The 24,784-nt window shown below is 67.8% G+C and carries 23 protein-coding genes and 1 pseudogene; 12 read left to right on the top strand and 12 right to left on the bottom strand.

From position 1 onward, the window contains the following. Positions 1-35: 35 nt before the first annotated feature. The 8 genes from ABLI39_RS10195 to ABLI39_RS10160 form a co-directional block, all read right to left on the bottom strand. Positions 36-1,373: a mannitol dehydrogenase family protein gene (locus ABLI39_RS10195; RefSeq protein ID WP_502935219.1), complete on the bottom strand. Its 1,338-nt coding sequence runs from the start codon at positions 1,371-1,373 to the stop codon at positions 36-38. Positions 1,374-1,471: 98 nt separating this feature from the next. Further along, positions 1,472-2,890: a glucuronate isomerase gene (gene uxaC, locus ABLI39_RS10190; protein WP_349413297.1), complete on the bottom strand. Its 1,419-nt coding sequence runs from the start codon at positions 2,888-2,890 to the stop codon at positions 1,472-1,474. 196 nt (positions 2,891-3,086) lie between these two features. After that, complete coding sequence (locus ABLI39_RS10185) at positions 3,087-3,998, bottom strand: sugar phosphate isomerase/epimerase family protein (RefSeq protein WP_349413296.1); 912 nt, start codon at positions 3,996-3,998, stop codon at positions 3,087-3,089. Next, positions 3,995-5,230 carry a Gfo/Idh/MocA family protein gene (locus tag ABLI39_RS10180; RefSeq protein ID WP_349413306.1) on the bottom strand — a complete coding sequence of 412 codons (1,236 nt, stop codon included), beginning with the start codon at positions 5,228-5,230 and terminating at the stop codon, positions 3,995-3,997. The genes ABLI39_RS10185 and ABLI39_RS10180 overlap by 4 nt, the downstream gene beginning before the upstream one ends. A gap of 11 nt (positions 5,231-5,241) precedes the next feature. Continuing rightward, the gene (locus ABLI39_RS10175; RefSeq protein ID WP_349413295.1) at positions 5,242-6,090 is read right to left on the bottom strand and encodes a sugar phosphate isomerase/epimerase family protein; all 849 of its coding nucleotides are present in this window, start codon (positions 6,088-6,090) and stop codon (positions 5,242-5,244) included. Between the two features lie 2 nt (positions 6,091-6,092). Continuing rightward, complete coding sequence (locus ABLI39_RS10170) at positions 6,093-7,013, bottom strand: carbohydrate ABC transporter permease (RefSeq protein WP_349413294.1); 921 nt, start codon at positions 7,011-7,013, stop codon at positions 6,093-6,095. Further along, positions 7,010-8,086 (bottom strand): carbohydrate ABC transporter permease, encoded by a 1,077-nt coding sequence (locus ABLI39_RS10165; protein WP_349413293.1) that lies wholly within the window; start codon positions 8,084-8,086, stop codon positions 7,010-7,012. The genes ABLI39_RS10170 and ABLI39_RS10165 overlap by 4 nt, the downstream gene beginning before the upstream one ends. Before the next feature lie 11 nt (positions 8,087-8,097). Continuing rightward, entirely contained in the window at positions 8,098-9,456 is a 1,359-nt protein-coding gene (locus ABLI39_RS10160) for an ABC transporter substrate-binding protein (RefSeq protein WP_349413292.1), read from the bottom strand. Positions 9,457-9,712: 256 nt separating this feature from the next. On the opposite strand from ABLI39_RS10160, the gene ABLI39_RS10155 reads away from it, so the two are divergent. Both ABLI39_RS10155 and nadE read left to right on the top strand, forming a co-directional pair. Continuing rightward, entirely contained in the window at positions 9,713-10,687 is a 975-nt protein-coding gene (locus ABLI39_RS10155; protein ID WP_502935218.1) for a LacI family DNA-binding transcriptional regulator, read from the top strand. Positions 10,688-10,837: 150 nt separating this feature from the next. Next, a complete protein-coding gene (gene nadE / locus ABLI39_RS10150) occupies positions 10,838-11,662 on the top strand; it encodes an NAD(+) synthase (RefSeq protein WP_349413291.1) in 825 nt (274 codons plus the stop codon). Between the two features lie 41 nt (positions 11,663-11,703). Here nadE and ABLI39_RS10145 read toward each other — a convergent pair whose 3' ends face one another. Continuing rightward, positions 11,704-12,669, bottom strand: coding sequence for a plastocyanin/azurin family copper-binding protein (locus ABLI39_RS10145; RefSeq protein ID WP_349413290.1), 966 nt, complete (start codon positions 12,667-12,669; stop codon positions 11,704-11,706). Positions 12,670-12,961: 292 nt separating this feature from the next. After that, complete coding sequence (locus ABLI39_RS10140; RefSeq protein ID WP_349413289.1) at positions 12,962-13,735, bottom strand: IclR family transcriptional regulator; 774 nt, start codon at positions 13,733-13,735, stop codon at positions 12,962-12,964. A gap of 252 nt (positions 13,736-13,987) precedes the next feature. Here ABLI39_RS10140 and ABLI39_RS10135 point away from each other — a divergent pair, with 252 nt between their 5' ends. The 8 genes from ABLI39_RS10135 (at position 13,988) to ABLI39_RS10100 (ending at position 22,968) form a co-directional block, all read left to right on the top strand. Further along, positions 13,988-14,728, top strand: a complete 741-nt coding sequence (locus tag ABLI39_RS10135) for a CoA transferase subunit A (RefSeq protein WP_349413288.1) — start codon at positions 13,988-13,990, stop codon at positions 14,726-14,728. Positions 14,729-14,773: 45 nt separating this feature from the next. After that, positions 14,774-15,463, top strand: coding sequence for a CoA transferase subunit B (locus ABLI39_RS10130; protein ID WP_349413287.1), 690 nt, complete (start codon positions 14,774-14,776; stop codon positions 15,461-15,463). Further along, on the top strand, positions 15,460-16,656 hold the full coding sequence (locus tag ABLI39_RS10125) for an acetyl-CoA acetyltransferase (RefSeq protein ID WP_349413286.1): 1,197 nt from the start codon (positions 15,460-15,462) through the stop codon (positions 16,654-16,656). The genes ABLI39_RS10130 and ABLI39_RS10125 overlap by 4 nt, the downstream gene beginning before the upstream one ends. A gap of 67 nt (positions 16,657-16,723) precedes the next feature. Beyond that, complete coding sequence (locus tag ABLI39_RS10120; RefSeq protein ID WP_349413285.1) at positions 16,724-17,779, top strand: zinc-dependent alcohol dehydrogenase family protein; 1,056 nt, start codon at positions 16,724-16,726, stop codon at positions 17,777-17,779. A gap of 77 nt (positions 17,780-17,856) precedes the next feature. Further along, positions 17,857-18,171: a hypothetical protein gene (locus ABLI39_RS10115; protein WP_146335934.1), complete on the top strand. Its 315-nt coding sequence runs from the start codon at positions 17,857-17,859 to the stop codon at positions 18,169-18,171. A 10-nt stretch (positions 18,172-18,181) separates the two neighbouring features. Continuing rightward, entirely contained in the window at positions 18,182-20,896 is a 2,715-nt protein-coding gene (locus tag ABLI39_RS10110) for a PEP/pyruvate-binding domain-containing protein (protein ID WP_349413284.1), read from the top strand. A gap of 72 nt (positions 20,897-20,968) precedes the next feature. Next, positions 20,969-21,991, top strand: coding sequence for an alpha/beta hydrolase (locus tag ABLI39_RS10105; protein WP_349413283.1), 1,023 nt, complete (start codon positions 20,969-20,971; stop codon positions 21,989-21,991). Between the two features lie 29 nt (positions 21,992-22,020). Further along, complete coding sequence (locus tag ABLI39_RS10100; protein WP_349413282.1) at positions 22,021-22,968, top strand: alpha/beta fold hydrolase; 948 nt, start codon at positions 22,021-22,023, stop codon at positions 22,966-22,968. A 22-nt stretch (positions 22,969-22,990) separates the two neighbouring features. Here ABLI39_RS10100 and ABLI39_RS10095 read toward each other — a convergent pair whose 3' ends face one another. Both ABLI39_RS10095 and ABLI39_RS10090 read right to left on the bottom strand, forming a co-directional pair. Continuing rightward, positions 22,991-23,428, bottom strand: a complete 438-nt coding sequence (locus tag ABLI39_RS10095) for a hypothetical protein (RefSeq protein WP_349413308.1) — start codon at positions 23,426-23,428, stop codon at positions 22,991-22,993. A gap of 73 nt (positions 23,429-23,501) precedes the next feature. Further along, positions 23,502-23,567, bottom strand: a pseudogene (locus tag ABLI39_RS10090) (hypothetical protein); the annotation flags it as partial. A 160-nt stretch (positions 23,568-23,727) separates the two neighbouring features. Between ABLI39_RS10090 and ABLI39_RS10085 the strand changes: the two are divergent. Further along, positions 23,728-23,931, top strand: a complete 204-nt coding sequence (locus ABLI39_RS10085) for a cold-shock protein (RefSeq protein WP_013599688.1) — start codon at positions 23,728-23,730, stop codon at positions 23,929-23,931. Positions 23,932-24,117: 186 nt separating this feature from the next. Continuing rightward, positions 24,118-24,753: a LysE family translocator gene (locus ABLI39_RS10080; RefSeq protein WP_349413281.1), complete on the top strand. Its 636-nt coding sequence runs from the start codon at positions 24,118-24,120 to the stop codon at positions 24,751-24,753. The last annotated feature ends 31 nt before the right edge of the window (positions 24,754-24,784 follow it).

Below are 24,784 nucleotides of genomic sequence, written 5' to 3'. Positions count from 1 at the left end.
GGGGCTGGTGACAAAGACGTCGGCGGCAATAATTTTCACGAGGTTCCTTTCGGGCGGGGTCCTGTGTTCGAGTGAAGATCGGCGTTTGAAAGGGGCTGCCGCCCGGGACGAAACCACCCGAGGAGGCTGTCAACGAGGTCCAGAACCTGCGGGTCCTCACCCAGACTCGGATCCACCAGTGTGAGCAGCGCGGCCAGCCTCGGCCGTCCCGCCAGGGCGTTTGTGTGCGCCAGTTCGGCCGCCAATGGATCCGCCACCTCCGCAGCAGCAGCGACGAAATCCACCCAGGCTGCGAGCATCACGGCTGTGGCCGCGCCGGACCTCCCGGCCGCCCGCTCGGCGCGGAGGACCGGCAACGCCCGCATCCGCAGTTTGGTCGTCCCGTCCACGGCGATCTGCGCCAGGCGATGCGCAATCCGGCTGTTACCGAAGCGCTCCATCAGCGCAGCCCGGTACTCCGGAATGTGCAGGTCCGCGCCAGCGGTTGCGGTCGCGGCCAGGTGGGAGGAGGCCTCATCCCAGAAGGCGTCCACTGCAGCGCGGCAGACGGCATCGTTCAAGGCCTCGGCCACGGTCTCGTGCCCGCGAAGCTGGCCGGCGTAGGCCAGCAGCGAATGGGCGCCGTTGAGGAGCCATAGCTTGCGGTTTTCGTAGGGTTCGATGTCCTCCACGAACAGTGCCCCGGCGTCTTCCCAGCGGGGACGGCCGGCGGGAAACGTCCCGCTGAGGACCCAGTCGTGGAAGGGCTCTGTGACCACCGGGGCGTCGTCACGGTAGCCGCAGGCAGCGGCGACGGCGGCAGCGTCCGCCGGAGCGGCCCGCGGCGTAATTCGATCCACCGATGTGCTGACAAAGCTGACCTCGCGGCGGATCCAGGCTGCCAGCTCCGGATCGGATTCCTCGGCTAGACGCAATAGGGCCCCGCCGACGACGCTGCCGTTGTCCGGCAGGTTGTCACAGCTGACGACAGCTAGCGGTCCCGCCCCGGTAACCCTGCGTGCGTCGAGTGCGCGCACCAGTCGGCCCAAGGGCGTCGACGCTCGTTCGGGTCGTGTCTCATCATCCCGCAGCCCATAGGCGGCCTCCGTGATGGTCAGGGTGACGATTGCCGTCAGGGGGGAGGCCACGAGTTCGGTGAGCCGGTCCACATCCGCCCCGTCGACGGCCTCAACGACGCTGTTTATGAGCTCGAAGTCGTCGCCCTGATCCGAGCGGACCACCAGTGTGTACAGCCCGTCCTGCGCAGCGAGGGCATCGGCCGCATCCGGGCGCCGCCCGGTGAAGGCGGCGATACCCCATTCCCCGGCGTCACGGGCCTGCTGGGTGTACCACGCCTGGTGCGAGCGGTGGAAGGCCCCAAGGCCCAGGTGCACAATCCGGACCGGGGCCTTGGCCGCTGTGCGCGCTGGCCTCGGAAGTGAATCAGGACGTGGAGACGCAGTTTCCCCCGGTGTTGCAGCCGGATCGGCGGTCACAGTTTGAAGACCCTTCGGGGTGCCGAATCAACGACATCGACGATCAGTTCATGTGCGCGGTCCTCGCTGACCCGATGCTCTGCCACGAGCCGCGCCAGGAACGACGCCTCAATCCGGCGGGAGGCGTCATGGCGGGCCGGAATGGAGCAAAAAGCACGCGTGTCGTCGATGAAACCCGAGGACCTGGAGAAGCCAGCTGTCTCGGTCACCGCGGACCGGAACCGGAGCATCGCGTCCGGGGCGTCCAGAAACCACCACGGAGCACCCAGGTAGACGGACGGGTAGAAGCCCGCCAGCGGCGCCAGTTCGCGCGAGAACACGGTCTCATCCAGGGTAAACAGCACCAGGTGGAAGTCCGGGGCCGTACCGAAATCCTGCAGAAGAGGCCGTAGCGCCTCGGTGTAACTGACGGCGACAGGAATGTCATGGCCCGTGTCCGGGCCGAAGGCGGCAAAGGTCGGCGCGTGATGGTTCCGGAACGAACCGGGGTGGAGGGTCATCACCAGCCCATCGTCCACGGACATCCGGGCCATCTCGTAAAGCATGTGCGCTTCGAACTGTTCGCGGTCCCCCGGCGTCGTATGGCCGGAGCGGGCCCGGTCGAAAAGCTTGGCAGCCTCGCCGGCGTCGAGCTTCACGGTGGAGGGCGTCCGCACCCCGTGGTCGGCGGAGACGGCGCCGTGCTGCACAAAATAGCGCCGGCGATTCTCCAGCGCGCGGAGGTAGCCCGCGTAGCCGCAAGCGCCCTCACCTGCTTCGCCGATCAGGCGGTCCACGTTCGCGGACCAGCCCGGGTGTGCGATGTTCAGGTAGGCATCCGGCCGGAAGGTCGGGACGATGCGGCCGTGAAAGGTCGGGTCCGCCGAAATCGCGGCGTGGCTGGCGAGGTCGGCCAGGGGGTCGTCCGTGGTGGCAAGCACTTCGATATTGAAGTCCTTGAAGAGCTGGCGCGGCCGGAAGCCAGGTTCCCGGAGTTTCGCGGAGATCGCGTCGTAACTGGCGTCCGCCGTTTCGGCGCTGATCTCGCGCTCGAGGCCGAAGACGTCGTGGAATTGGGTGCGGAGCCAGTACCCGGACGCCGTGCCCTCGAAAAGCGGCCACGCCGTGCAGAACTCCCGCCACACGCTGCGGGAATCCTGAGCCGCGCGCTGCGCTGCTTCCAGCGGGCCAAGCAGGCTGTCCAGCGGGACGCCGCTGGAGTGGATAAGCCGGGTGACGTAATGGTCAGGACTGACCAAGAGCGCGGCGGGATCCGGGAAAGGAATGTCCTGTTCGATTACCGCGGCGTCCACGTGCCCGTGCGGGGAAATGATGGGCAGGTCCTGGACTCGCTCCAGCAACGAACGGGCAATGTTGCGGGTGCCGGGATCGGCGGGAAGGAGCCTGTCGGGGTGTGCGGCAATCGACTGTGACATAGGTCAATGATTTAGAATCCGGCAATCAGTGTCAATCGGTTGCCATAATTTGCCAAGATGTTGCCATGAGGACTGGTCCGTCATCCGGCGGCGGCCCCGGGGGCATGATTTAACGGGACGGGCCGGCCGCCAGGCGCGTCAGAGCGCCCAGCGGCCGGCCGAACCCACGCGGTCTCATGGCGCCGGCGTCTGCACCTCAGGTGGCGACTGGGGAGGCGTTGACATTGGGCTGCACCAAAGAGGCAGCACGCCGAAGATAGTCAAGATTCCCGGCCGTGCGTTCCGCGAGCGGGAGGTCGGTGGAAAAGTCCTCCGCCGTGACCCACCCGTCGTAGCCGACGCCGGCAAGCGCCCGGAAGTAAGCGAGCACGCTTCCCTGTCCGTCCGCCAGCGGCGCCCATTCGTGTTGCCAGACCGCCGCCCCGGACTCATCCCTCGTGTCCTGCCGGACCCAACGGGCATTCTTGACATGGATGTGGGCCAGGTACGGGCCGAGAAGTTCGAGGGCAGGAAGCGGATCCTCCCAGCCCTCGATGACCAGGTTGCCAAGATCGTGGATAACGCCCACGTGCACGGGGTCCAGGCCTTCCAGCAAGCGGCGGGCCGCGGAGGCCGAGGACGTGACGGTACCGTGATGGAGCTCTACCAGAGCCTTGACGCCGTGGTGCTCCGCGCGCGCCGCGACCCATTCGTAGTGTTCGCGGGTTGCGGCAAACAGCTGCGGATAGGGCAAACCGGTGGCCGCCTGACCGCCCATGGTCGAGTTGCCCAGGGGCAGCACATTCACGCGGACCTGCCCGGCCCCGAGTGCCGCGGTGGCAGCCAGGAGCCGGTCGACCTGGTCGTGGTCATCGCACCGTGCATAACCGCCTAGTCCTGAATACTCGAGGCCCGCAGCCCGGGTGATTCTGGCCAGCTCCGGCAGGCTCTCCTCAAGCCCCGACATAGGCCACGTGGCCAGGTTTCCGGCCCAGAAACCTGGCTGCGGCGAGTCGGCCTGGTCAGTGACGCGCCATTCAATGCCGTCCCACCCCTGCGACGCAAGCGTCGAAGCAGCCTCTGCGGGCGACCATTCGGGCGTAGAGGCCGTGAAGACCGAGAATTTCATGCCGAAGCCTCTTCAAGGGCATCCGCGGAGTCGGCTGGCCGGCTTCCGCCCGTCCGCACGTCGACATGGTCGTATCGGCCGGCCAGGACCTCATCGATGAGCACCGGAAGGCCCAGTGTGGCGGAAACGTAGAGCCCACGGACCGTAGCCAGTGCAGTCACAGCATCCCGGACCGTGACGCCCGCCGGGCGCCCGGCACGGATGGCATCAACAATGTCACGGTACTGGCGGACGTGGCCTGCCGGATAAACGGTGGGATCAAGTGCCTGCACCTCCTCATCCGGGAACTTGGCGAGTTCGTCGGCCGCCTGGTTTCCGGCCCCCAGCAGGCCCATATCACTGCCGCCGCTTCCTGCGTCGGCCGCATGGAAATACTCAAGCTGGTCGCCGTCGATCACCGCCGAACCCGTGCTGCCCATCAGCTGCAGCCGGACGGTGAGCCCAGGGTAGGCCGCAGTCGTGGCATGCAGGACGGCAAGCGCGCCGGAGTCAAACGTGACGGTGGCCACTGCCGTGTCCTCCACCTCGACGCCGTCGTGAGCTAGAAGCGCTGTCTTCGCGCTGATTTCCACCGGCCGGCCCAGGAACCAGAGGAGCAGGTCCACGGTGTGCACACCCTGGTTCATGACGGCGCCTCCGCCGTCCATGGCCCAGGTGCCGCGCCACGCACCGGAGTCGTAGTAGGCCTGGCTGCGCCACCAGCTGACGGAGGCGATAGCCGAGGTGAGCGTGCCGAAACGGCCCGCCCGGCGGGCCACGTCAACAGCCCGGCTGGCTGGATCGAAGCGGTGCTGGCTGATCACGCTGGCCACGAGGCCCTTCGCCTCCGCCGCTTCCGCCGCCGACAGGATCTCGTTCGCCCGGCTCAGGTCGACGTCCAGCGGTTTTTCGATCACAACGTGTTTCCCGGCCGCGAGTACCTCCAGGGCCTGCTGGATGTGCAGTCCACTCGGAGTGGCGATGATGACCAGGTCCACGGGCGCCCCGGCCAGGGCCGCCGACAGGGCGCGGAAGGTTTCCGGCCGCCGCGCGCCCTGGGCTTCGATCGATGACGCGAGGGCTTCCGCTGCCTCAACGACCTCGTCGATCAGCGCCGTCACCATCAGGTCCGGCAGCTCGCGGACCACTGCTGCGTGCGTGCGTCCGATCACGCCGCACCCGGCGATGGCCACGCGCAGGCGCTCGTCGCTTCGCGATGGTGCAGGGCGGGTGTTTTCCGCTGGTGTGTTCATGTTGTCCTTGCTCACTTGGTTTGTACTCCTGCGTCCCTGAGGACGTTGGCGAAAGCCCGGGCGGCAATCCCGAACGCCGCCGGGCCCGAGAAACCACCCAGGCCATGGGCCCCGGCGAGGTGCGGTTCCAGGCTGGCGAAGCCCTGATAGCCGTCGGCCTTCAGTGCCTGGACCGTGCGCAGCAGATCGCCGTCCCCTTCCCCGGCCGGAACCACGGAGGCATCGGCGAACCTCGCGTCCTTAACCTGCAGGTACTGCAGGTGCGGGCGGAGTTTTGCATACCCTTCGTCGTACGGTTTCACGCCCACCTGGACGAAGTTGGCGGCGTCCCAGGCCACTTTCAGCGACGGCGAAGCGACGGTCTCGATGATGTCCAGAACGCGTTCCGGTGTGTCGCCGAAGATGTCTTTCTCGTTCTCGTGCAGCAGCACGACGCCGGCGTCCTCCGCTACCGCGGCCAGCGCCCGCATCCGCTCGATGACGGCGTCGCGAATGCTGGCGGTCTGCACGCCCTCGCCATAGTAAAAGGAGAAGATCCGAATGTACCGGCAGTCCAGGATCCGGGCCGCATTGACGGCCCGCCGGAGCCGGGTGACCTCGTGGTCGACGGGAAGGGAGACGTCAACCTTGCCGATCGGCGAGGCAATCGCGGAAACGCCCATACCGGCGGCAACCAGCAGCCCTTTCAGTTCCTGCAACTGCCCCCCATCGAGGTCCACAATATTGGTCCCCCACGCACTGCGTACCTCAATGTGGTTCGCGCCCAGTGCCTGCAGCACCGCGATCTGGATTCGAGGATCATCGTCAATTTCATCTCCGAAGCCCGAGAGCTCCCATTCGACGGCTGGCGAGTCGGTCATGGCTACTTCACTCCTCCGGCGGTCAGGCCGCCAACTAGGTAACGTTGGAAAATCAGGTACAGAATGACCACGGGCGCGGCGCAGACCAGGGATGCGGCCATCATCTGGCCGTACATCGGAATGGCGCCACCCTCCTGGGAAGCCCCAAAGATCTGGAGCGCGACGGCGGCAGTCTGGCTTTCGGGCCGCGTCATGACGGACGCGAAGAGCACGTCGTTCCAGCCGAGCAGGAAAGCAAAGATGCCGGAGACCACAATGCCCGGCCAGCTCAACGGCAGGACGATCCGCACCAGGACGCCCAAGTTACTGGCCCCGTCGATCCGGGCCGCTTCCTCAAGCTCCCTGGGCAACCCGCGCAGGTAGGTGACCATCACCCACGTGGAGAACGGCATGGCGAACGTCAAGTAAGTGATGAAGAGACCCCACTGGGTACCGATCACCTGAATCCCGAGGTAGCTGGCCGCCGACGAAAACAGGACGAACACCGGCAGGACCATCAGCGTCCCGGGGACGGACTGCAGGGCGAGCAGCCCACGGAGGACCGTTAGCCGGCCCCGGAACTGGTACCGGACCAGCACGAAAGCTGTCGACACCGACATTGCCGCCGACACCACGGCCGTGGTGCCCGCCACCAGGACGCTGTTGCTAAGGCCGGTGGCAAGTCCCACGCTGGACCAGATCTTGGAGTAATTCTCCAAGGAGAAGCTTGAGGGCCAGAATTCACCCGAGGCCACCCCGACGTCGGAATTCACGGACGCCAGGAAGATATACAGCACCGGCAGCAGCACCACTGCGCAGAGGAAGACCAGAATAATGACCAGCAGCGGTCCGGGCAGGAGCCGCGTCACTTCGCTTTGGCGTTTCGATCCGGGGCGGAAGGCTGTCTCGGCGGATCGGCGGACGGAGGTGGCGGTGGCGCTCACTTGGTGCCTCCCGGGGTGTCGTCGTCAAGTTTGACGGCGCGAAGGTAGACGAACAGGGGAATGGCGATCAAGACCAGGGAGACAAACGCCATGGCCGCGCTCAGCCCGAAACGAAAGCTTTGGAAGCTCGTGACGTAGGTCAGGATCGGTAGGACTTCGACGTCGGACGGGGCGGGCACGCCGAAAAGGACGAAGGGCAGTGTGAAGTTGTTAATGTGGTGCAGCATACCGATCAGGAACGCCAGCGACAGCGGGCCCTTGAGGTAGGGAAACACGACATACCGTAGCTTGTTCCACCAGAGGGCCCCGTCCAGGGCGGACGCTTCGTGGACCTCATGGTCTACGGCTTGCAGCCCCGAGAGCGCCAGCAGGTAGATGAACGGCCACGAGGCCCAGATCTGCACGAGAACCAGGGTCCAGTAGGTCTGGGGTCCGTTTAGCCACAACCCGGCGTCGATGCCGAAATTCGCCAGGGCGGAGTTCACCACGCCGCCCGGCTGCAGCATCGTCCGCCAGACTGTCGCGACGACGAAGGCCGGCAGGACGTAGGGGATGAGGAAGATCGAACGCACCAGGGCTCTGCCTTTGAAGGCATTCTGGGTGGCGACGGCCGCAGCGATGCCAAGCGGCAACGTGACCACCATGGCGATGAGTGAGTAGCTGATGCTCAGCCAAACAGAGTGCAGCAACGGCGAGGATGTCAGCGCCTCGACGAAGTTTTGCACCCCGATAAACGGCGAGCTGACCCATTTGCGCAGGCTGTACTGGTCCAGATCCAGCCCCGAAATGAAGATCCCAAGGAGCAGCGGAACCACAATGATGATGATCATCAGAGTCCCGCCGGGAATGAGCATCCAAAGCGGCCGGTTGCGTTCGCTCAGGCTTTTGCGGCCCTCGCTCCTGGCCGGCAGGCCCGGCGGGGGGCCGGCCGGGACCGGCGCCCCCTCCGAGGCCACACCGGCGGCCGCGGCCAGTTCATTGGCCCCAGCCACGGCTTCCGTGGCGCCCTGGGGGCGGGCGACGGCGAGCTTGCCGGACCCACCCCCTGGCGCTTTGAAAGAATATGTGGACATGCCGGATCCCCTTAAGACTTCGAAGCCCGGTCAAGGGAGGCCTGGCCCTTGGACTGTGCGTCCTTGAGTCGGGTCTCGAGCGCGGCCGTGTCCACCGAGCCCTTCGACAACTCGGGAATCGACTGGACGGTGACGTTGAGCAGCGCCAGTTGGATGTCACCCCACGCGCCGGTAAACGGCGTCGCCTTGGACTTGGCGGCGGCAGCCGCGATGGGCTGCAGCTGGGGATTCGTCAGCGACTTCAAGGCGTCCGCATTCGCAGGCAGGTCGCCGAAAATCTTCTGGTAGTTAAGCTGTTCGTCCTTAGAGGTAATGAGCTTGATGTAGGCGAAGGCGAGGTCCTTCTGCTTCGAGTAGTCGGCCACCACCACGTTGTCCCCGGACAGGATGCTGGCAGCCTTTTCACCGTCTCCCTTGGGTGCGGTTTCCCCGGGAGCCGTGGTGGGCATGAGCGAGTATGCGTATTTGCCGGCCACTGCGGACTTTTCCAGGGTGGGCAGCGAACTTGAAGTGGTCATCATCAAGTAACCGGCTTTGCCGCTCGCGAAGGCCGCGAGCGCGTTGCTGTTGCTCCAACCCACGGCGTTCGGGTCAACCACCTTGTCTTTCGTGAGCCAGCCGAAGTAGGTCTCATAGGCGTTTTTGACCGCCGGGTCATCGAGCTTGAGATTCTTGCCGTCCACCAGCGGGTTTCCAGCCTGGACAGACATGGCCCAGATGAACTTCCACGGGTCAAAGTTGTCCTTGTAGCCGGTGGCAATGCCGAACGTCCCGGAACTGGGATTGCTTAGCTTCTTTGCTTGTGCGGCGAGTTCGTCCCAGGACGAGGCCGGCTTGTCGATGCCAGCCGCGGCCAGGAGTTCCTTGTTGTACGCCATGACGAACGGGCGGCTCACGAACGGGATGCCGGCCTGGTGGTCGGCATCCGGACCGGAGATGCCCAGGGCCGCCTGGTTGAACCTGTCCCTGCCCCCGACCTTCTTCCAGTCATCCTCGGTCAGGGTCACGAAAGCCTTGGTGGCGTAGGCGGTGGGAGTGAAGGTGGTTCCCAGGCTGTAGACGTCCGGCCCTTGACCGGACACCACAGAGGTCTGAATGCGGGTCAGTTCGTCGTTGCCGGACGCGAAGGTTTCGAATGCCAGGTCTGCACCGGTCTCGGCCTTGAATTTGGCAGCGATGTCGCTGAACCATTGCTTCTGCTGCTCGGGATACTGGCTGCTGACGTTGACCAGGACGCTCAGCTTCTTGCCTTTCCCGTCCACGGCTCCGCCGCTGCTGGCGGAATCCGCCGTTCCTGAACCGCAAGCCGTCAAGGCCAGCGCCGCCGCCGAAACCACGGCCGCGAACTTGACTGAAGATGCAAACCTCATTGTTTCCTCCTTGGATACCCATCAGCCACAGGGAGTGGCCTGAGTCACATGGGTCGTCGGCGTTGAGTCTACGGCCGGCAATTCTGGCGCGGCAAGCGATTGCCAAATATTGCCAAAAATGTTGCAATTAACGGAGCAAGCAACAGCCCGCAGCACGCAGCACGCAGCACGCGCAAAATCCCTGCACTTCAGGAAAGGCCACACCTTGGCAGACCCGCAGATCCCGCCGCCCACCCGGCCGCCAACTATTCGAGACGTGGCGGAACGGGCGGGCGTGGCAACATCGACGGTGTCCCGGGCGCTGTCAAACCCCGACAGGGTCAACCCGGTGACGCGGCGGAAGATCGAACTGGTGGCCGCCGAGCTCAACTACGTGCCAAGCTCGCAGGCCCGCGGGCTGAGCTCCGGGCGCACGCAGGTCGTCGCCCTGCTGGTCCCGGACGTCACCAACCCTTTCTTCTTCGACATCATCCGGGGAACACAATATGAGCTGCGCGCTGCCGGGTACACCCAGCTCCTGGTTGACACCGAAGAGTCACCCGAGATGGAAGAGGACGCCCTGCACAAGATGCAGCGCTCCGCGGATGGCTACATCCTGGCCGCGTCCCGGCTCACGGACGCTCAGTTGGCCGAAGCCTCCGCGCACCACGCCATCGTCACCATCAACCGCGCGTCCGCGAATGCGCCGACCGTGGTGATCGACACGCCGTCGGCAATTGTCCAGGCCCTGGAACACCTGGCCTCACTCGGCCATACCAACATTTGCTTCGTAGGCGGTCCGGCCAGCTCCTGGTCCAACGCCATGCGCTGGAAAGCCTTCGAGGACGAAACCCGGGTGCGCGGACTGGCGACCTCTCGGGTCGGGCCGTTCGCACCCAAGCTGACTTCCGGTGCCGCGGCGGCCGACGCCGCGGTGCACACGGGCGCCACGGCGTGCATTGTCTTCAACGACCTCCTGGCCATCGGCATGCTGCAGCGGCTCCGCGAGCGCGGGATGCGCGTCCCCGACGACATGAGCATCATTGGCTGCGACGACATCTTTGGAGCGGATTTCTGCAACCCGCCTCTGACTACCATTGCGTCACCGATCGAGCAGGCCGCCAGGGTGGCAGTTTCGATGCTGCTGTCCCAGCTCAACCCGCTCCAGGGGGGAACGAAGCGGCGGCTCGCCGTCATGCCAACCCACCTGACGGTGCGCGGTTCCACCGGCCCGTCGCCCCGGCAGTTGTGACCGGCCGGGCCGCCGCCCGCCACCGCGCATCCGGTCTTCTCGATGCCCACCCGCTGCGCCGGCCGCTGTGTCCGCGGGCGGCCTTTTCGCGTCGGACCGGCGCGGGGCAACAGTTGAGCCCGATTGACACTGCTGGCTAGGCTGTGAGGCATGCGTGAACTCCAGGCGAAGATCATCGAAGAAATGGGCGTGCAGCCCCGGATTGACCCCGCCGGGGAGGTGCGCAAACGCGTCACGTTCCTCAAGGAATACCTCAAGGCCAGTCACACCAAGGGCTTTGTCCTGGGCATCTCCGGCGGCCTGGATTCCTCACTCGCCGGCCGGCTGGCCCAGCTGGCCGTCGAGGAGCTCGACGCCGAGGGCGTGGAGGCCAACTTCGTGGCCGTGAGGCTTCCCTACGGCGTGCAGCACGATGAGGACGATGCCCAGGCGGCCCTGGACTTTGTCCGCGCCAAGACCGAGTGGACCTTCAACATCTCCGCCGCGGTGGACGGCTTCGAGGACGAGTTCGAGAAGACCGTGGGCAACGGGATCTCCGACTTCCACAAGGGCAACACGAAGGCCCGGACGCGCATGATCGCCCAGTACGCGCTGGCCGGGGAACACAACTACCTGGTGATCGGCACCGACCACGGCGCCGAGTCCGTGACCGGGTTCTTCACCAAGTTCGGCGACGGCGGGGCGGACATCCTCCCGCTGTTCGGCCTCAACAAGCGGCAGAACCGGGCCCTGCTCGCGGAACTCGGCGCCCCGGCGCGGGTCTGGGAAAAGGTGCCGACCGCGGACCTGCTGGACCACAAGCCCGGCCGCACCGACGAGGATGAACTGGGCCTGAGCTACGACACCATCGATGACTACCTCGAGGGCCGCGACGTCCCCGACGCCGCGGCCGCGTTGATCGAGCAGAAATACCTGCGGACCCGGCATAAGCGCACCGTCCCGGTCACCATCTTTGACACCTGGTGGAAGCAGTAACCCGCCGTTAGCGGCTCGGCCCTGGACGGTGCGCCGACCGGTCACTTCCGGACTTCCACCGTTCCCTTCATGCCCATGAAGTCGTGCAGGGCGCAGATGTAGTCGAATTCGCCGGCCTTCGTGAACGTCACCTTGAAGCTCGTCCCCGGCGGCAGGATTCCGGAGTTCAGGTCGCCTCCGCTGAATTGGGTCGGGTCACCGAGCGGTGCAAAGAAATTGGCGGGTTCCTTGCCGAACGTGATGGTGTGCGGGGCCCCCATGCCGTCGTTGACGAACGTCACCGACTCCCCCACCTTGATTTCGATCTTCTGATGGATGAAACGCATCACCATCGAGGTGCCGTTATCCGTTCCGGCGATCACGGTGTGCTTGTCCGTCCGGTCCCGGGCGGCGTCCCACTGCCGGTGTCCGTCGCGCAGGATGGCCCGTTCCTGCTTCTCCGCCTGGTGGTCGTACTGCGACTGCCGGTACGGGTACTCGGTGCCCGCTGCCCGGACATGGACCGTGCCTTTCATGGCCATGCCGTGGACCAGGCAGTAGTACGTGAAGTCGCCCTCGTTCGGGAACGCCAGGGTGTACTTCTTGACTTGATTGAACCCGCTGTTAGACACATTGGTCATCACGCCGGAGTTGTAATACGAGTGGCCGTCATAGTCCTTGCCGCCTACCTGGTTGACGTCCTCCGGAACCGCGGGGTTGAAGGGCTGGGTGGATTCCAGGGATTGGCCCTCGGCGAGGAACGTCACGGTGTGGATTTCAGCGGCGTTGGCCCGCCAGGTGACCTTGTCACCCGCGTTAACGTAGATGTTTTCGGGCAGGAAGGCCATGCCTTGGATGGCCTGGTCTGAGGATTCAGACCCAACCTGGACCGTCCACGTTCTGGCGGATTTTCCGCCGTCGGCGCTGGCGGCGCCGCTGACGGCGGCCGGCAGCACCAAGGCGGCGGCGAAGGCAATGAGGAGGCGCAGCAAACGCGGCGCATGGTGTGTTTCAGTTTGGCGAGTCATGAGACTCATTCCTTCTTTGCTGGAGGCAAACAGCCGGGAAACCGGCTAGTCACGTGCGCCGCCGTCGCCGCTGGCGACGCCGGTTGGCTCCGGCCTGGACTGCGTCCGCCGCGCTCTTCTCCTGCTCCCAGTCCCCCAGCATCAAGGCGGGGAAGTAGTTTTTTGGGCCAGACGCGCCACCCGGACTAAGGAGTAGGCGCAGTGTCTGCGCATGCAGCCGCGGCTGCAGTTCCAATCGTGGCCCGCGGGCGCCGGTTTGTCGAGACATCCCGGGTACCGGGGCGCTGACGGCTCAGCTGCCCTGGAGCTGCAGGGAGATCCGGTGCGCCTCATCCATCAGCAACCGCCCCAGGTAGTCGCGGCGCTCCGCCCGGAAGCGGGGTTCGATTCCGGTCAGGGACAGCGCCCAGGCAGGCCGGCCGCGCTGGTCAAAGACGGCGGCGCCCATCCCCCAGCTGCCTTCCAGCACCAGGCCCGGATTGACCGCGTAGCCCGCCTGCCGCGTGGCTTCCAGGTTCGACCGGACCAGCTCCTCGGTGTGGGCGGCGGCGAAGCTGCCGGCGTGGGCGGCCCAGTCGGAGAGCAGCTCCTCCTGCTCCACCGCCGGCAGGAACGCCATGATTGCGGTGCCGGCGGACGCAACGCCCAGCGGGAAACGGACGCCCTCGTGCAGCACGAAGGAACGCACCGGGAAACTGCCCTCCTCCCGGAGCAGGCACACCGTCTCGGCGCCGCGGCGGATCGAGAAGAACGCGCTCTCGCCGGTTTGCTCGGCCAGCCGCCGCAGGCTGGGCCGGGCAATGTCCTCCAGCGGGAACCGCGCCGACGCCACCGACCCCATCAACAGGATCTCCGGGCCGAGCACCCAGTTGCCGCTGTGCGCATCCTGGTCCAGCAGGCCCTCGGCGGCCAGCGACGTGAGGAGCCGGTGGGCGGTGGGCCGGGTCAGCCCGGATTCACGGACCAACTCCACGAGCGGGGAACCTTCCGGCTTCCGGCCCACGATCCTCAGCAGGGCCGCGACCCGGCTCACCACCTGGGCGCCCTGCACGGGGACAGTCATCATTTTCCTCGCGGTTTCTCGGATCCATCCGGCTGAATATCCACCTGGATATTCAGCCCGGCATCCATATTGTGGACAGTGTTCAGTCTACCGTCCACACTGTAAAAACGCACCCAATTTTGGCGAATTACGGCGTTGACAGTGCTCCACGCCACACCATAGGCTCCTTCATCAGGCAAACAGTCCACAACGTGGATCACGGAAGCAGGCCCGGGGCAGCCCTCCGGCGACCCACAGCTCAATGAGGAGATGCAAATGTCAAAAGTGAAATCCAGCGCGGCCGCCGCGCTACAGGACGTGCTGCGCGACGGCATGACGCTCGCCGTCGGAGGCTTCGGACTCAGCGGCATCCCGGCCGACCTGATCGAGGCGGTACGCGATTCGGGCGTCAAGGACCTCACCGTGGTCTCGAACAACATGGGCGTCGACGGCAAGGGTCTCGGTGTACTGATCGAGGCCGGCCAGGTCCGCAAGGTCATCGCCTCCTACGTGGGCGAGAACAAGCTTTTCGCCGAGCAGTACCTCGCCGGCAAGCTGGAGGTCGAGTTCACCCCGCAGGGCACCCTCGCCGAGCGCCTCCGCGCCGGCGGCGCCGGCATCCCGGCCTTCTACACCAAGACCGGCGTGGGCACCCTCGTCGCCGAAGGAAAGCCGCTGGCGGAGTTCGACGGCGAAACGTACCTCCAGGAGCGCGCCATCAAGGCCGACGTCGCCCTGGTCCATGCGCACACCGCCGACACCGACGGCAACCTGATCTACCGCTACACCGCGCAGAACTTCAACCCGGTGGTCGCCACCGCCGGCGCCGTCACGGTGGCGGAAGCCGAAGTGATCGTCGAGCCGGGCCAGCTGGACCCGAACCACATCGTCACGCCGGGCGTCTTCGTCCAGCGCCTGGTCCAGGCCAGCGACCGGGTCAAGGACATCGAGCAGCGCACGGTCCGCCCCCGCACCGAAGCGGCAGCAGCGTCCGACGCCGCCGCCGTCGCCGTCTGATCCGGCCTGAGCGCCGCCACCCCACACTTTTTCAGGAGAAACATCATGGCTTGGACCCGGAATGAAATGGCCGCCATTGCGGCCGAAGAACTCAACGACGGCGATTACGTCAACCTCGGCATCGGCATCCCCACGCTGGTCGCCAACAACCTGCGCGAGGGCGTGCGGGTGGTGCTGCAGAGCGAAAACGGCCTGCTCGGCATGGGCCCGTTCCCCTACGAGGGCGAGGAGGACGCGGACCTGATCAACGCCGGCAAGCAGACCGTCACGGTGCTGCCCGGCGGCAGCATCTTCGACTCCGCCACGTCCTTCGGCATGATCCGCGGCGGCCACGTCAAGGTCGCCATCCTCGGCGCCATGCAGGTCTCCGGCGCCGGCGACCTCGCCAACTGGACCATCCCCGGCAAGATGGTCAAAGGCATGGGCGGCGCCATGGACCTCGTCGCCGGCACCCCGCGCGTTGTGGTCCTCACCGAGCACAACGCCAAGGACGGCACCGCCAAGATCGTCAAGGAATGCACCCTGCCGCTGACCGGGATGAGCTGTGTGGACCGGATCATCAGCGACCTCGCGGTCCTTGACCTGGTGAAGAACGAAGACTCGGGCGTCCGCCGGCTGACGCTGACCCGGCTCGCCCCCGGCGTCACGGTGGAGGAGATCCGCGAGAAGACCGAGGCGGAGTTCGACGTCGAACTCGACAATGATTCCGCCGCCCTGGAAGGAGCCACCGCGTGAGCCTCAAAGACCAGTTCGGCAAAGACGTCCTGCTCACCGGCTGGGGCCACAGCCGCTTCGGCAAGCTCACGGACGAGACCCTCGAATCCCTGATCGTCCAGGTCGCCACGGAGGCGATCGGCAACGCCGGGATCGAACCCGGCCAGATCGACGAAATCTACCTCGGCCAGTTCAACTCCGGCATGATGCCGCTGGCGTTCCCGTCCTCGCTGGCCCTGCAGGTCTCCGAGCAGCTGGCCAACGTCCCGTCCACCCGGGTCGAGAACGCCTGCGCCTCCGGCTCGGCGGCGTTCCAGCAGGGCACCAAGTCGCTGCTGGCCGGCACGGCGAAAACCGTCCTGGTCATCGGCGCGGAGAAGATGACCCACGCCGGCGCCGACGTTGTGGGCGCGGCCCTGCTCGGCGCGGACTACGACATGGCCGGAAAGCCCTCCACCACCGGCTTCACGGGCCTCTTCGCCGAGGTCGCGAAGCACTACGGGAAGCGCTACGGGGACGCCAACGGGAAGCTTGGCGACGTCCTGGGCACCATCGCTGCCAAGAACCACCGCAACGGCGTGGACAACCCCTACGCGCAGCTGCGCAAGGACCTCGGCGAGGAGTTCTGCCAGACGGTCTCGGACAAGAACCCCATGGTCGCCGACCCGCTGCGCCGCACCGACTGCTCGCCCGTCTCCGACGGCGCCGCCGCCGTCGTGCTGTCCACCTCACCCACCGGCGGTGCCACCGCCCCCGTCCGGCTGGCCGGTTTCGGCCAGGCGAACGATTTCTTCCCGACCGACCGGCGCGACCCCACGGCCTTCGCCGCGACCCGCGCCTCCTGGCAGCGCGCGCTTGGCATGGCGGGGTTCGGACTCGAGGACCTGGACTTCGCCGAAGTGCATGACTGCTTCACCATCGCCGAACTGCTGATGTACGAGGCCATGGGCCTGACCGAGCCGGGCCAGGGCGCCCGCGCGCTCCAGGAAGGCTGGGTCTTCAAGGACGGCAAGCTGCCCATCAACGTCTCCGGCGGGCTCAAGGCCAAGGGCCACCCGGTGGGGGCCACCGGCGTCTCGCAGCACGTCATCGCGGCGATGCAGCTCACCGGTACCGCCGGGGACATGCAGCTGGCCACCCCGCGCCGCGCCGCGGTGCAGAACATGGGCGGCGTCGGCATCGCCAACTACGTCAGCGTGCTTGAAGCCGTCTAAAACAAACGACGCGGGGCCCGGGCTAGACTCGATTCCACCCCCATTCACCACCAGGCGAGGAGACCCCATGCGCGCCACCATCATCCACGGACCCGGCGACATCCGCGTCGAAGACCGCGACTACCCCACCGTCCAGCAGCCCACCGACGCCGTCGTCAAGGTCACCGCCGCCTGCGTCTGCGGCTCGGATCTGTGGCCGTACCGCGGGGTCAAGCCAACGCACAAGCCCTCCGCGATCGGCCATGAATTCATCGGCCTGGTCGAAAGCGTCGGCGACGCCGTGACGGAACTGGCCGTCGGCGACCTGGTCATCGCGCCGTTTGTGGTCAGTTGCGGCAAGTGCCCGCAGTGCCTCAACGGCGTCACCGTCGCCTGCGACCACCTGGCCGGCTGGGGCGGCAAGGACGACGCCGGTTACGCGATCGACGGCGGCCAGGGCCAGGCCGTCCGGGTCCCGCTCGCCGACGCCACCCTGGTCAAGGTCCCCGGCATCACCGATCCCGACGACGCCCAGCGCGCCAGCCTCCTGACCCTCTCCGACGTGATGGCCACCGGCCACCACGCCGCCCTCGCCGCGAAGGCCGGTCCCGGCCGGACGGTCGTGGTGGTCGGCGACGGGGCCGTGGGCCTGTGCGGCGTCCTGGCAGCCAAGCGGCTCGGCGCGGAGCGGATCATCGCCATGTCCCGGCACGCCGACCGGCAGGCGATCGCCCGAGAATTCGGCGCCACGGACATCGTGGCCGAGCGCGGCGAGGACGGCGTCGCCAAGGTCCGCGAACTGCTCGGCGGGGTGCTGGCCGATTCCGTCCTGGAATGCGTCGGCACCAAGGAATCCATGGAGCAGGCCCTGCACAGCGTCCGCCCGGGCGGCGCCATGGGCTTTGTGGGCGTGCCCACGGGCGGTGCCGAAATTCCGGTGCGCTACCTCTTCGACACCAACATCACGATCGGCGGCGGGATGGCCCCGGCCCGGACGTACATCCCGGAACTGCTGGCCGACGTGCTCGACGGCAGCATCAACCCGGGACGGGTGTTCGACGTCGTGATGCCCCTGGAGGAGGCGCCGGAAGCCTACCGGGCGATGGACGAACGGCGCGCCATCAAGGTGCTGCTCACCCCCTAGCCGCGCGGTCTTGCACAGCAGGGACGGCAGGTCTAGCGTGATGCGCATCAGCACCCCGCAGCCGTCAAGGAGCCGTCATGGCCAGGTTTGTGCAGATCATCGAATTCCAGTCGTCCCGCATCGACGAGATCGAGGCGCTCGGCCGGCCCTCGCGGACCGAGGGGGACACCGCCCCGACCTTCCGCCGGATCCTGAACACCGCGGACCGCGACCGCCCCGGCACCTACCTCACCATCGTCGAATTCGATTCATACGAGTCGGCCATGGAGAACTCGGGCCGGCCGGAAACCTCGGAGTTCGCGGCGCGGATGGCTGCCCTGTGCGATTCCCCTCCGGTGTTCCGCAACCTGGACGTCCAGTGGGAGGACGCCGGCGACGCGGCGACCGCCTAGGCGGTGAGCCATGTGCCCCGAACGGGTTGACCACGTGCCCGGCGGCCGTGTGCTGGAGGGCCTTGTCTTGGAGCTGGGCAGCACCGGGTCCGCTCCCCTGCCGCTTGTCGGCGGCAAGGCCCTGAACCTGGGGAAGCTGGCCGCCGCCGGTTTCCCCGTTCCGCGCGGCTTCTGCCTGACCACGGAGGCGTACCGGCGGGCGGCGCCGGACGGGCTTGACGCGCTGGCGGCCCGCCTCGACACCGCCGCAACCACGGCGGGCCAGCCGGAGCCGGGCCACGCTGAGCTGGACCCCTTGGCGGCCGGCGCCCGCGAGCTGATCCGCGCCGCGGCGGTCCCGCCCGACGTCGACGCGGCAGTGCGTTCCGCCTACGCCGCCCTGGGGGCGGAGCCGGCTGTTGCGGTGCGTTCCTCCGCCACCGCCGAGGACCTGCCCTTCGCCAGCTTCGCCGGCCAGCAGGATTCGTACACCGGCGTCGTCGGCCCCGACGCTGTCATCGACGCCGTCCACCGCTGCTGGGCGTCGCTGTGGAGCGACCGGGCGGTGGCCTACCGGTCCGCCAACGGGATCAGCCACCGCGAGGTGGGGCTCGCCGTCGTCGTCCAGATCATGGTCGACGCCGCCGCCGCGGGCGTGATGTTCACCGCCAACCCGGTGACCGGCACACGGACCGAGACGGTGATCAATGCCAGCCCCGGGGCTGGCCAGGCCGTTGTGTCCGGGGCAGTGAATCCGGACCAGTTCACCGTGGACACCGCGACGGCGACGGTCCTGGCCAGGGTGCCGGGCGATGACGATCCCGCACGCGGCTGGAGCCTGGCGGACGCCGAGCTCACCGAGCTGGCCCGCCTCGGCGACGCCGTCCAGCGCCTCTTTGGCGCGCCGCAGGATATCGAGTGGGTTTTCGACGCCGCGGGCAAGGCCTGGCTGACGCAGTCCCGGCCGATCACCACGCTGTACCCGCTGGCGGATCCGTTCTCCGGCGACCCGTCCGCCCTCAACCCGGATCCCGACGGTGGAACCCGCGTCTACCTGTGCGGAACCCTGCTCCAGGGGCTGACCCGCCCGATCACACCGATCGGGCTCGCGGCGCTCGGGCTGATGCGGAACAGCAAGGGATTCTGGCGCTACGTAAACCCCGGGCTGAGGATGTACGTGGACCTGACGGCGGTGGTGCAAAACAAGTGGGGCCGCCGCTACCTGGAGCGGATACTCCCGCTGGCGGACGGCCGATCGGCCGCGGTATTTCCGGAACTGCTGGCCGATCCGCGGTTCGCACTCAGGGAGCGCCCCCGGAAGACCGGCCCCAGGCCCGCCCGGCCCGCCCGGCCCGTCGGCGGCCCGCGGGCCCGCGGCACCGAGGCAAGTGCCAGCCTGGCCATGGTCCTCGGCCTGATCCCGGCCCTCATTAAGGCCGCGGTCCGGCCAGCGGCGGAACTCCGCCGGGCCGAGGCTTACGGCGAACGCCTTGAAGCGGAGCTGGTGCTGGCCGAGCCGGCCGGCACCGTGCAGCGGCTCGACTACGCCGAACAGATCGCGAACCGGACCGTCGACGGGCTGATCCGCGCCACCCTGCCCGGGCCCTCTGTGGGGTACATCATGCTGGCCGTCGCCCGGCGGCTGCTGCGCGGCATCGCCCCGCCGCGCGAGCTGGAGGCGGTGCTGCGCGGGCTGCCGCACAATGTGACCACCGAGATGGACCTGGAACTCTGGCAACTGGCGGTGGGCATCGGCGCCGACCCCGTGTCGCGGGACGTCTTCCTGGCGCAGGACCCGGCCCGGCTCGCCGCGGCGTACCGCGCGGGCTCCCTTCCAGGGCCGGCGCAGGCCGGAGTCCGGGACTTCCTGGCCCGGTACGGCCACCGGGCCGTGGCCGAGATCGATCTGGGCATGCCGCGCTGGTCGGAGGAGCCGGACCACATCCTCGGAATGATCTCCAATTACCTGCGCGTCGAGGACCCGGAACAGGCGCCGGACCGGCAGTTCCGGCGGGCCGCCGGGCATGCCGAGGAGAGGATCCGCAGCCTGGTGGAGCGCGCCGGGGCCCGCGGCCGGTGGCGGGCCCGGGCGCTCGAGCTGTGCCTGCGCCGGGTCCGGGAACTGTCCGGCCTGCGTGAGCTGCCCAAGTTCCACATCGTCAAGGTCCTCGGCGAAATGCACCGCCAGCTGTTGCTGGTCGGCGAGGAGCTGGTGCGCGCCGGCGTCGTCGCGGCAAAGGAGGACGTGTTTTTCCTGGACTTCGCCGAGCTCCGGGTAGGACTGCGCGGCGCCCGGATGCAGGACTTCGTCTCGAGCCGCCGCCGCTTGTACGACGTCGAGCTGCGCCGCCGCCACATCCCGCGGGTGCTGCTCTCGGACGGAACCGACGTCGAGGCCGCGGTCATGGCCAAGGCACCGCCCATCGGCGCCCTGGCCGGGACGCCCGCCTCGGCTGGCACCGCCACCGGCACCGTGCGGGTCATCCTTGATCCGGTGGGCGCCCGCCTTGAACCCGGCGAAATTTTGGTGGCACCCTCGACCGACCCCGGCTGGACCCCGCTCTTTATGACGGCGGGCGCCCTGGTGATGGAAATGGGCGGCGTCATCTCGCACGGGGCTGTCGTCGCCCGCGAGTACGGGATTCCGGCGGTGGTGGGCGTGCCGGATGCCACCACCAGGCTGCACAACGGCCAGCGCGTCACCGTGGACGGCGCCGCCGGCACCGTGCGGGAGCTGCCCGACTGAACACCGTGCTGCGACGGTCAGGGCAGGCTGCCCTGACCGTCGTAGCACAACCGTGCCAGCTAGAATTGGAGCATGACCCCGGCGCCCCGGCCACCCCACCAGCCCTCAGTGGGCGCCTTCGGCTTGGCGCGCCGCGCACGCAGCGTCCTGCGCCGGGTCCCGGTCTGGGCCTGGCGGGCCCTGATGCATTCGCTGGGCCCCGGTGAACGCAAGCGTTTTAACGCCGAGCCGGTGACCGGCGTCAACTACCTCCACGACCTCGACTTCGTCGGGGACGGTATCCGGGCCCACCGCCTGGACGTGATCACCCCGGCCGGCGGCGCCACGGAACACAGCGGTCCGCTGCCGGTCTACGTCTACTTCCACGGTGGGGGCTGGACCTCGGGAGACAAGGCAGCGCTGACCAAGTACTGCGCGAGCCAGGCCGCGGGCGGAATGGTGGCGGTCAACGTGAACTACCGGCGGGCTCCGCGCTTCCACATGGCCCACGTCCTCCAGGACGCCAATGCGGCGCTGGCCTGGGTCCGCGAACACATTGCGGACTACGGCGGCGACCCGGCGCGAATTGTCCTGGGCGGAGATTCCGCCGGCGGCCAGATCGCGGCCCTCCTGACCGCGGCCAGTTTCCGCCCGGAATTGGCCGGCCACTACGCCCTGACGCCGGCGACACCGGGCTCGAGCCTGCGGGGCCTGGTGCAGCACTGCAGCGTTGTGGACTTCTCCGTGTTCTTCGACAAGGGTTTCGTGCTCAGCCTGGACTTCGTCAGGATGCTGCTGCCCCGGGTTGCCGGCCGCCACGGCCGCCGCCGAGTGGCGGAACTGCGCGCCGCGGCGGCAGTCCTGTCCCCCATCGAATGGCTCGACGCCCGGTTCCCGCCGGTGTTCGTCACCACCTCGGAACGCGACTTCTTCCACACCGCCAACCTCAACTTCATCGAGCGCCTGAGGGCACATGGGGTGCCCGTGGACACCCTGATCTACGGCTGGGACGCCGCTAATACCGAGCACACCTGGCAGCAGGACTCCCGCCACCCCGAGTCTCAGGAGGTGTACCGCCGCCTGCACGCCTTCGTGCGCCGGGTGGCGGGCGCCTAAGGGCCGGAGCCGGGGTCTATGTTTAGTCCATGGCGTCAACAGGCCGCAATCTTCCGGGCCCACCGGAGCCTGACCCGGGGGTCTTCGGGTCCGGGCTCATCGACGAGGCTGCCCGGCTGGACGCCGCCCTGGCCGACGTCGACTGGTTCGACCCGCCGCCCGGCGCCGTCCGCGGCGAATTCCGGGCTCCGAGCGGCACGCTCGCGACCCTGTCGCTGGGCGATCCGGCCAATCCGCGGGTGCTGATGATCCCGGGGGCCACCGGGTCCAAGGAAGATTTCTCGCTGATGCTGCCCCGGCTCGCGGCCGCCGGCTACTTTGTGCTCAGCTGCGACATCGCCGGCCAGTACGAGTCGGCCGGCGCCGGGCCGGAACACCTCGAGCCGCCGAGGGAGCACTACGACTACCAGCTTTTCGCCGACGACCTGATCGCCCTGCTCGAGGCCGGCGACGGCGCCGCGCACGTCGTCGGATACTCCTTCGCCGCGATCGTTGCCCAGGTCGCGTTCGCGCAGCGGCCCGAACTGTTCCGCAGCCTGACCCTGCTCAGCTGCCCGCCCGAACCCGGGAACAGCTTCCGCGGAGTCCAGCGGATCGGGCGGTTCAGCGGTTGGGCCAGCGGCCGGGTCGGCGCGGCCCTGATGATCTGGGGCATCCGAAGCAACGTGGTCAAGGTGGCGCCGAACCGGATGCGTTTTGTGCGCTACCGGTTCGGCTTCACCCGCCGGAAATCCGTGAGCGACATCTTCGCCCTGATGCAGCACGCCCCGGACCTCCGGCCGGTCCTGGCCGCGGCAACGCTGCCGAAGCTGGTCGCCGTCGGCGAACACGACCTCTGGCCGCTGGCCCTGCACCGCCGCTTCGCGCAGGCGATCGGCGCGAAGATCGCCGTCTACCGGGGCGGCCACAGCCCCAGCGAGACCTCCCCGCACCAGATGAGCCGGGACCTGCTCGCGCTCTACGCCGACGCCGGCTGAGCACTTATCAGCGAAGCCGCCGCTACCGGGGGTGGCGGCGTTCCCACTGCCTCCGTCGCCGTCGCCGCCGCAGCGGCGGCTCGGACCTGAACTCGACGCCGAACGTCGTCCACGCCATCGCCAGCCTGCGCCCGACGGCGTGCCAGCTCTGGAACGGCCGGGCCGAGACGCCCACCCGCAGCGCCGGGTCGCAGATCACGGCCACCTCGGGCGGGATCCGGTAGGAGATGTCGAGGTCGTCGTGGACCGGCGGCAGGCCCCGGTGGACGGCGCCGCGGATCCGTTCCCACACCTCGGCCCGCAGGGCGAAGTTGGAGCCGAACAACGGCGGGTGCCCCAGCAGGAGCCCGACCGCCCAGAAATAGCCCGCGATGTAGACGCTGCGGCCCACCCAGCGCGCAAAGCGGCTCCCGCCGTAGAAATCTCCGGGGCCGGTCACGGCGGACAGCGGCGCGCTCAAGGATGGCCGCCACGCGTTCCAGCCAGTCCACCACGATGACCTCGTCGGCGCGGCGGCTCTGCCGGGCGAGCGCCTCGAGGCAGACCGCCAAGGGCCGGGCGTCGTTCCGGGTGGGAATGACCACCGAGATTGTTGACATGGTGAGCCGACTATAGCCGCCGCCCGGGATTAACTCCCGCAGTCAGACTCTTGCACCGGGGCGCCGCGCCCCGTACGTTGGGGACAGCGGACGAATGTCTCCGCAGCCGTTGGCCTTGCGTGGCCCCCGGAGATCAGCAGCGTTTCAGAAGGATAAAGGCATGGCTACAGGCACAGTTAAATGGTTCAACGCCGAAAAGGGTTTTGGCTTCATTGCCCCGGATGACGGGTCGGCCGACGTTTTCGCCCACTACTCGGCAATCGCTTCCAGCGGCTACCGCTCGCTGGACGAGAACCAGAAGGTCGAGTTCGACGTCACCCAGGGTCCGAAGGGCCCGCAGGCTGAGAACATCCGCCCGCTCTAAGCTTTCAGGAAGGCCCGGCCTGCCGGAACACTTCTCCTAGAAGACCACTCAGCCCCTCCGGAGCAACTCTCCGGAGGGGCTGTTGTGTTTCCGGGCCGCGCCGGTCCGGCAGCCGCGGCTACACTGTGATGGCGGCGGGCGAAAGCCGGCCCGTACCGTGATCCACTCCTTCCGGAAGCAGCCCTGATGGTCGAACAACTCCTGGCCTTTACGCTGACCTGCGTTGTGGTGGTGGTGGTCCCCGGCCCCGATTTTGCCCTCGTGCTGAAGAACGCGCACCGCGCCCCCGGATCCGCCGCGGCGACTGCCGCCGGCATCATGGTCGGCAACACGGTCCTGGCCCTTCTTGCCGTGCTCGGTGTGACGGCGCTCCTCGCGGCATCGGAAATCCTGGGCACCGCCGTCCGGATCGCCGGTGCCGCGTACCTGCTTTTCCTGGGGATCAGCGCCCTGCGGGAGGCCTTCGGGCCGCGCCGCAGCCAGCCGAAGGCGGCGGAACCCCGGCCGCGGTTCGGCGGCGGCTCGCCCTTCCTGCAGGGAGTGGTGAGCAATCTGCTCAACCCCAAGGTCGCCGTGTTCTACCTGTCCCTCTTCCCCCAGTTCGATCTGGGCCCGCTGCCGCCCCTGGCGCAGCACGCATTGATGGCCTGCATCTTCCTGCTCACCGCGCTGGTGTGGTACCTCGTGCTGGTGCAGGCGATCCGGCGGGTTTCCGCGGTACTGGCCCGTCCCCGCGTGCACCGGGCGGTCACGGCAGGATCCGGCGCCGTCCTGGCCGGCGTCGGCGGGACCATCCTGGCGAAAGCCGTGGTGTCCGCGTAACCTTCCCCGGACCGCCGCCGGGCCCGGTGTG

The organism is Pseudarthrobacter sp. B907 (assembly GCF_040137805.1).
Classification (GTDB): domain Bacteria; phylum Actinomycetota; class Actinomycetes; order Actinomycetales; family Micrococcaceae; genus Arthrobacter.
This window is presented reverse-complemented; position numbering and strand designations above follow the sequence as displayed.

Bases quoted from the DNA above. Each gene is read 5' to 3' on its own strand.
- uxaC (WP_349413297.1), bottom strand. From the start codon at position 2,890: ATGTCACAGTCGATTGCCGCACACCCCGACAGGCTCCTTCCCGCCGAT.
- ABLI39_RS10185 (WP_349413296.1), bottom strand. From the start codon at position 3,998: ATGAAATTCTCGGTCTTCACGGCCTCTACGCCCGAATGGTCGCCCGCA.
- ABLI39_RS10180 (WP_349413306.1), bottom strand. From the start codon at position 5,230: ATGAACACACCAGCGGAAAACACCCGCCCTGCACCATCGCGAAGCGAC.
- ABLI39_RS10175 (WP_349413295.1), bottom strand. From the start codon at position 6,090: ATGACCGACTCGCCAGCCGTCGAATGGGAGCTCTCGGGCTTCGGAGAT.
- ABLI39_RS10165 (WP_349413293.1), bottom strand. From the start codon at position 8,086: ATGTCCACATATTCTTTCAAAGCGCCAGGGGGTGGGTCCGGCAAGCTC.
- ABLI39_RS10160 (WP_349413292.1), bottom strand. From the start codon at position 9,456: ATGAGGTTTGCATCTTCAGTCAAGTTCGCGGCCGTGGTTTCGGCGGCG.
- nadE (WP_349413291.1), top strand. From the start codon at position 10,838: ATGCGTGAACTCCAGGCGAAGATCATCGAAGAAATGGGCGTGCAGCCC.
- ABLI39_RS10145 (WP_349413290.1), bottom strand. From the start codon at position 12,669: ATGACTCGCCAAACTGAAACACACCATGCGCCGCGTTTGCTGCGCCTC.
- ABLI39_RS10140 (WP_349413289.1), bottom strand. From the start codon at position 13,735: ATGATGACTGTCCCCGTGCAGGGCGCCCAGGTGGTGAGCCGGGTCGCG.
- ABLI39_RS10135 (WP_349413288.1), top strand. From the start codon at position 13,988: ATGTCAAAAGTGAAATCCAGCGCGGCCGCCGCGCTACAGGACGTGCTG.
- ABLI39_RS10130 (WP_349413287.1), top strand. From the start codon at position 14,774: ATGGCTTGGACCCGGAATGAAATGGCCGCCATTGCGGCCGAAGAACTC.
- ABLI39_RS10120 (WP_349413285.1), top strand. From the start codon at position 16,724: ATGCGCGCCACCATCATCCACGGACCCGGCGACATCCGCGTCGAAGAC.
- ABLI39_RS10115 (WP_146335934.1), top strand. From the start codon at position 17,857: ATGGCCAGGTTTGTGCAGATCATCGAATTCCAGTCGTCCCGCATCGAC.
- ABLI39_RS10110 (WP_349413284.1), top strand. From the start codon at position 18,182: ATGTGCCCCGAACGGGTTGACCACGTGCCCGGCGGCCGTGTGCTGGAG.
- ABLI39_RS10105 (WP_349413283.1), top strand. From the start codon at position 20,969: ATGACCCCGGCGCCCCGGCCACCCCACCAGCCCTCAGTGGGCGCCTTC.
- ABLI39_RS10100 (WP_349413282.1), top strand. From the start codon at position 22,021: ATGGCGTCAACAGGCCGCAATCTTCCGGGCCCACCGGAGCCTGACCCG.
- ABLI39_RS10085 (WP_013599688.1), top strand. From the start codon at position 23,728: ATGGCTACAGGCACAGTTAAATGGTTCAACGCCGAAAAGGGTTTTGGC.
- ABLI39_RS10080 (WP_349413281.1), top strand. From the start codon at position 24,118: ATGGTCGAACAACTCCTGGCCTTTACGCTGACCTGCGTTGTGGTGGTG.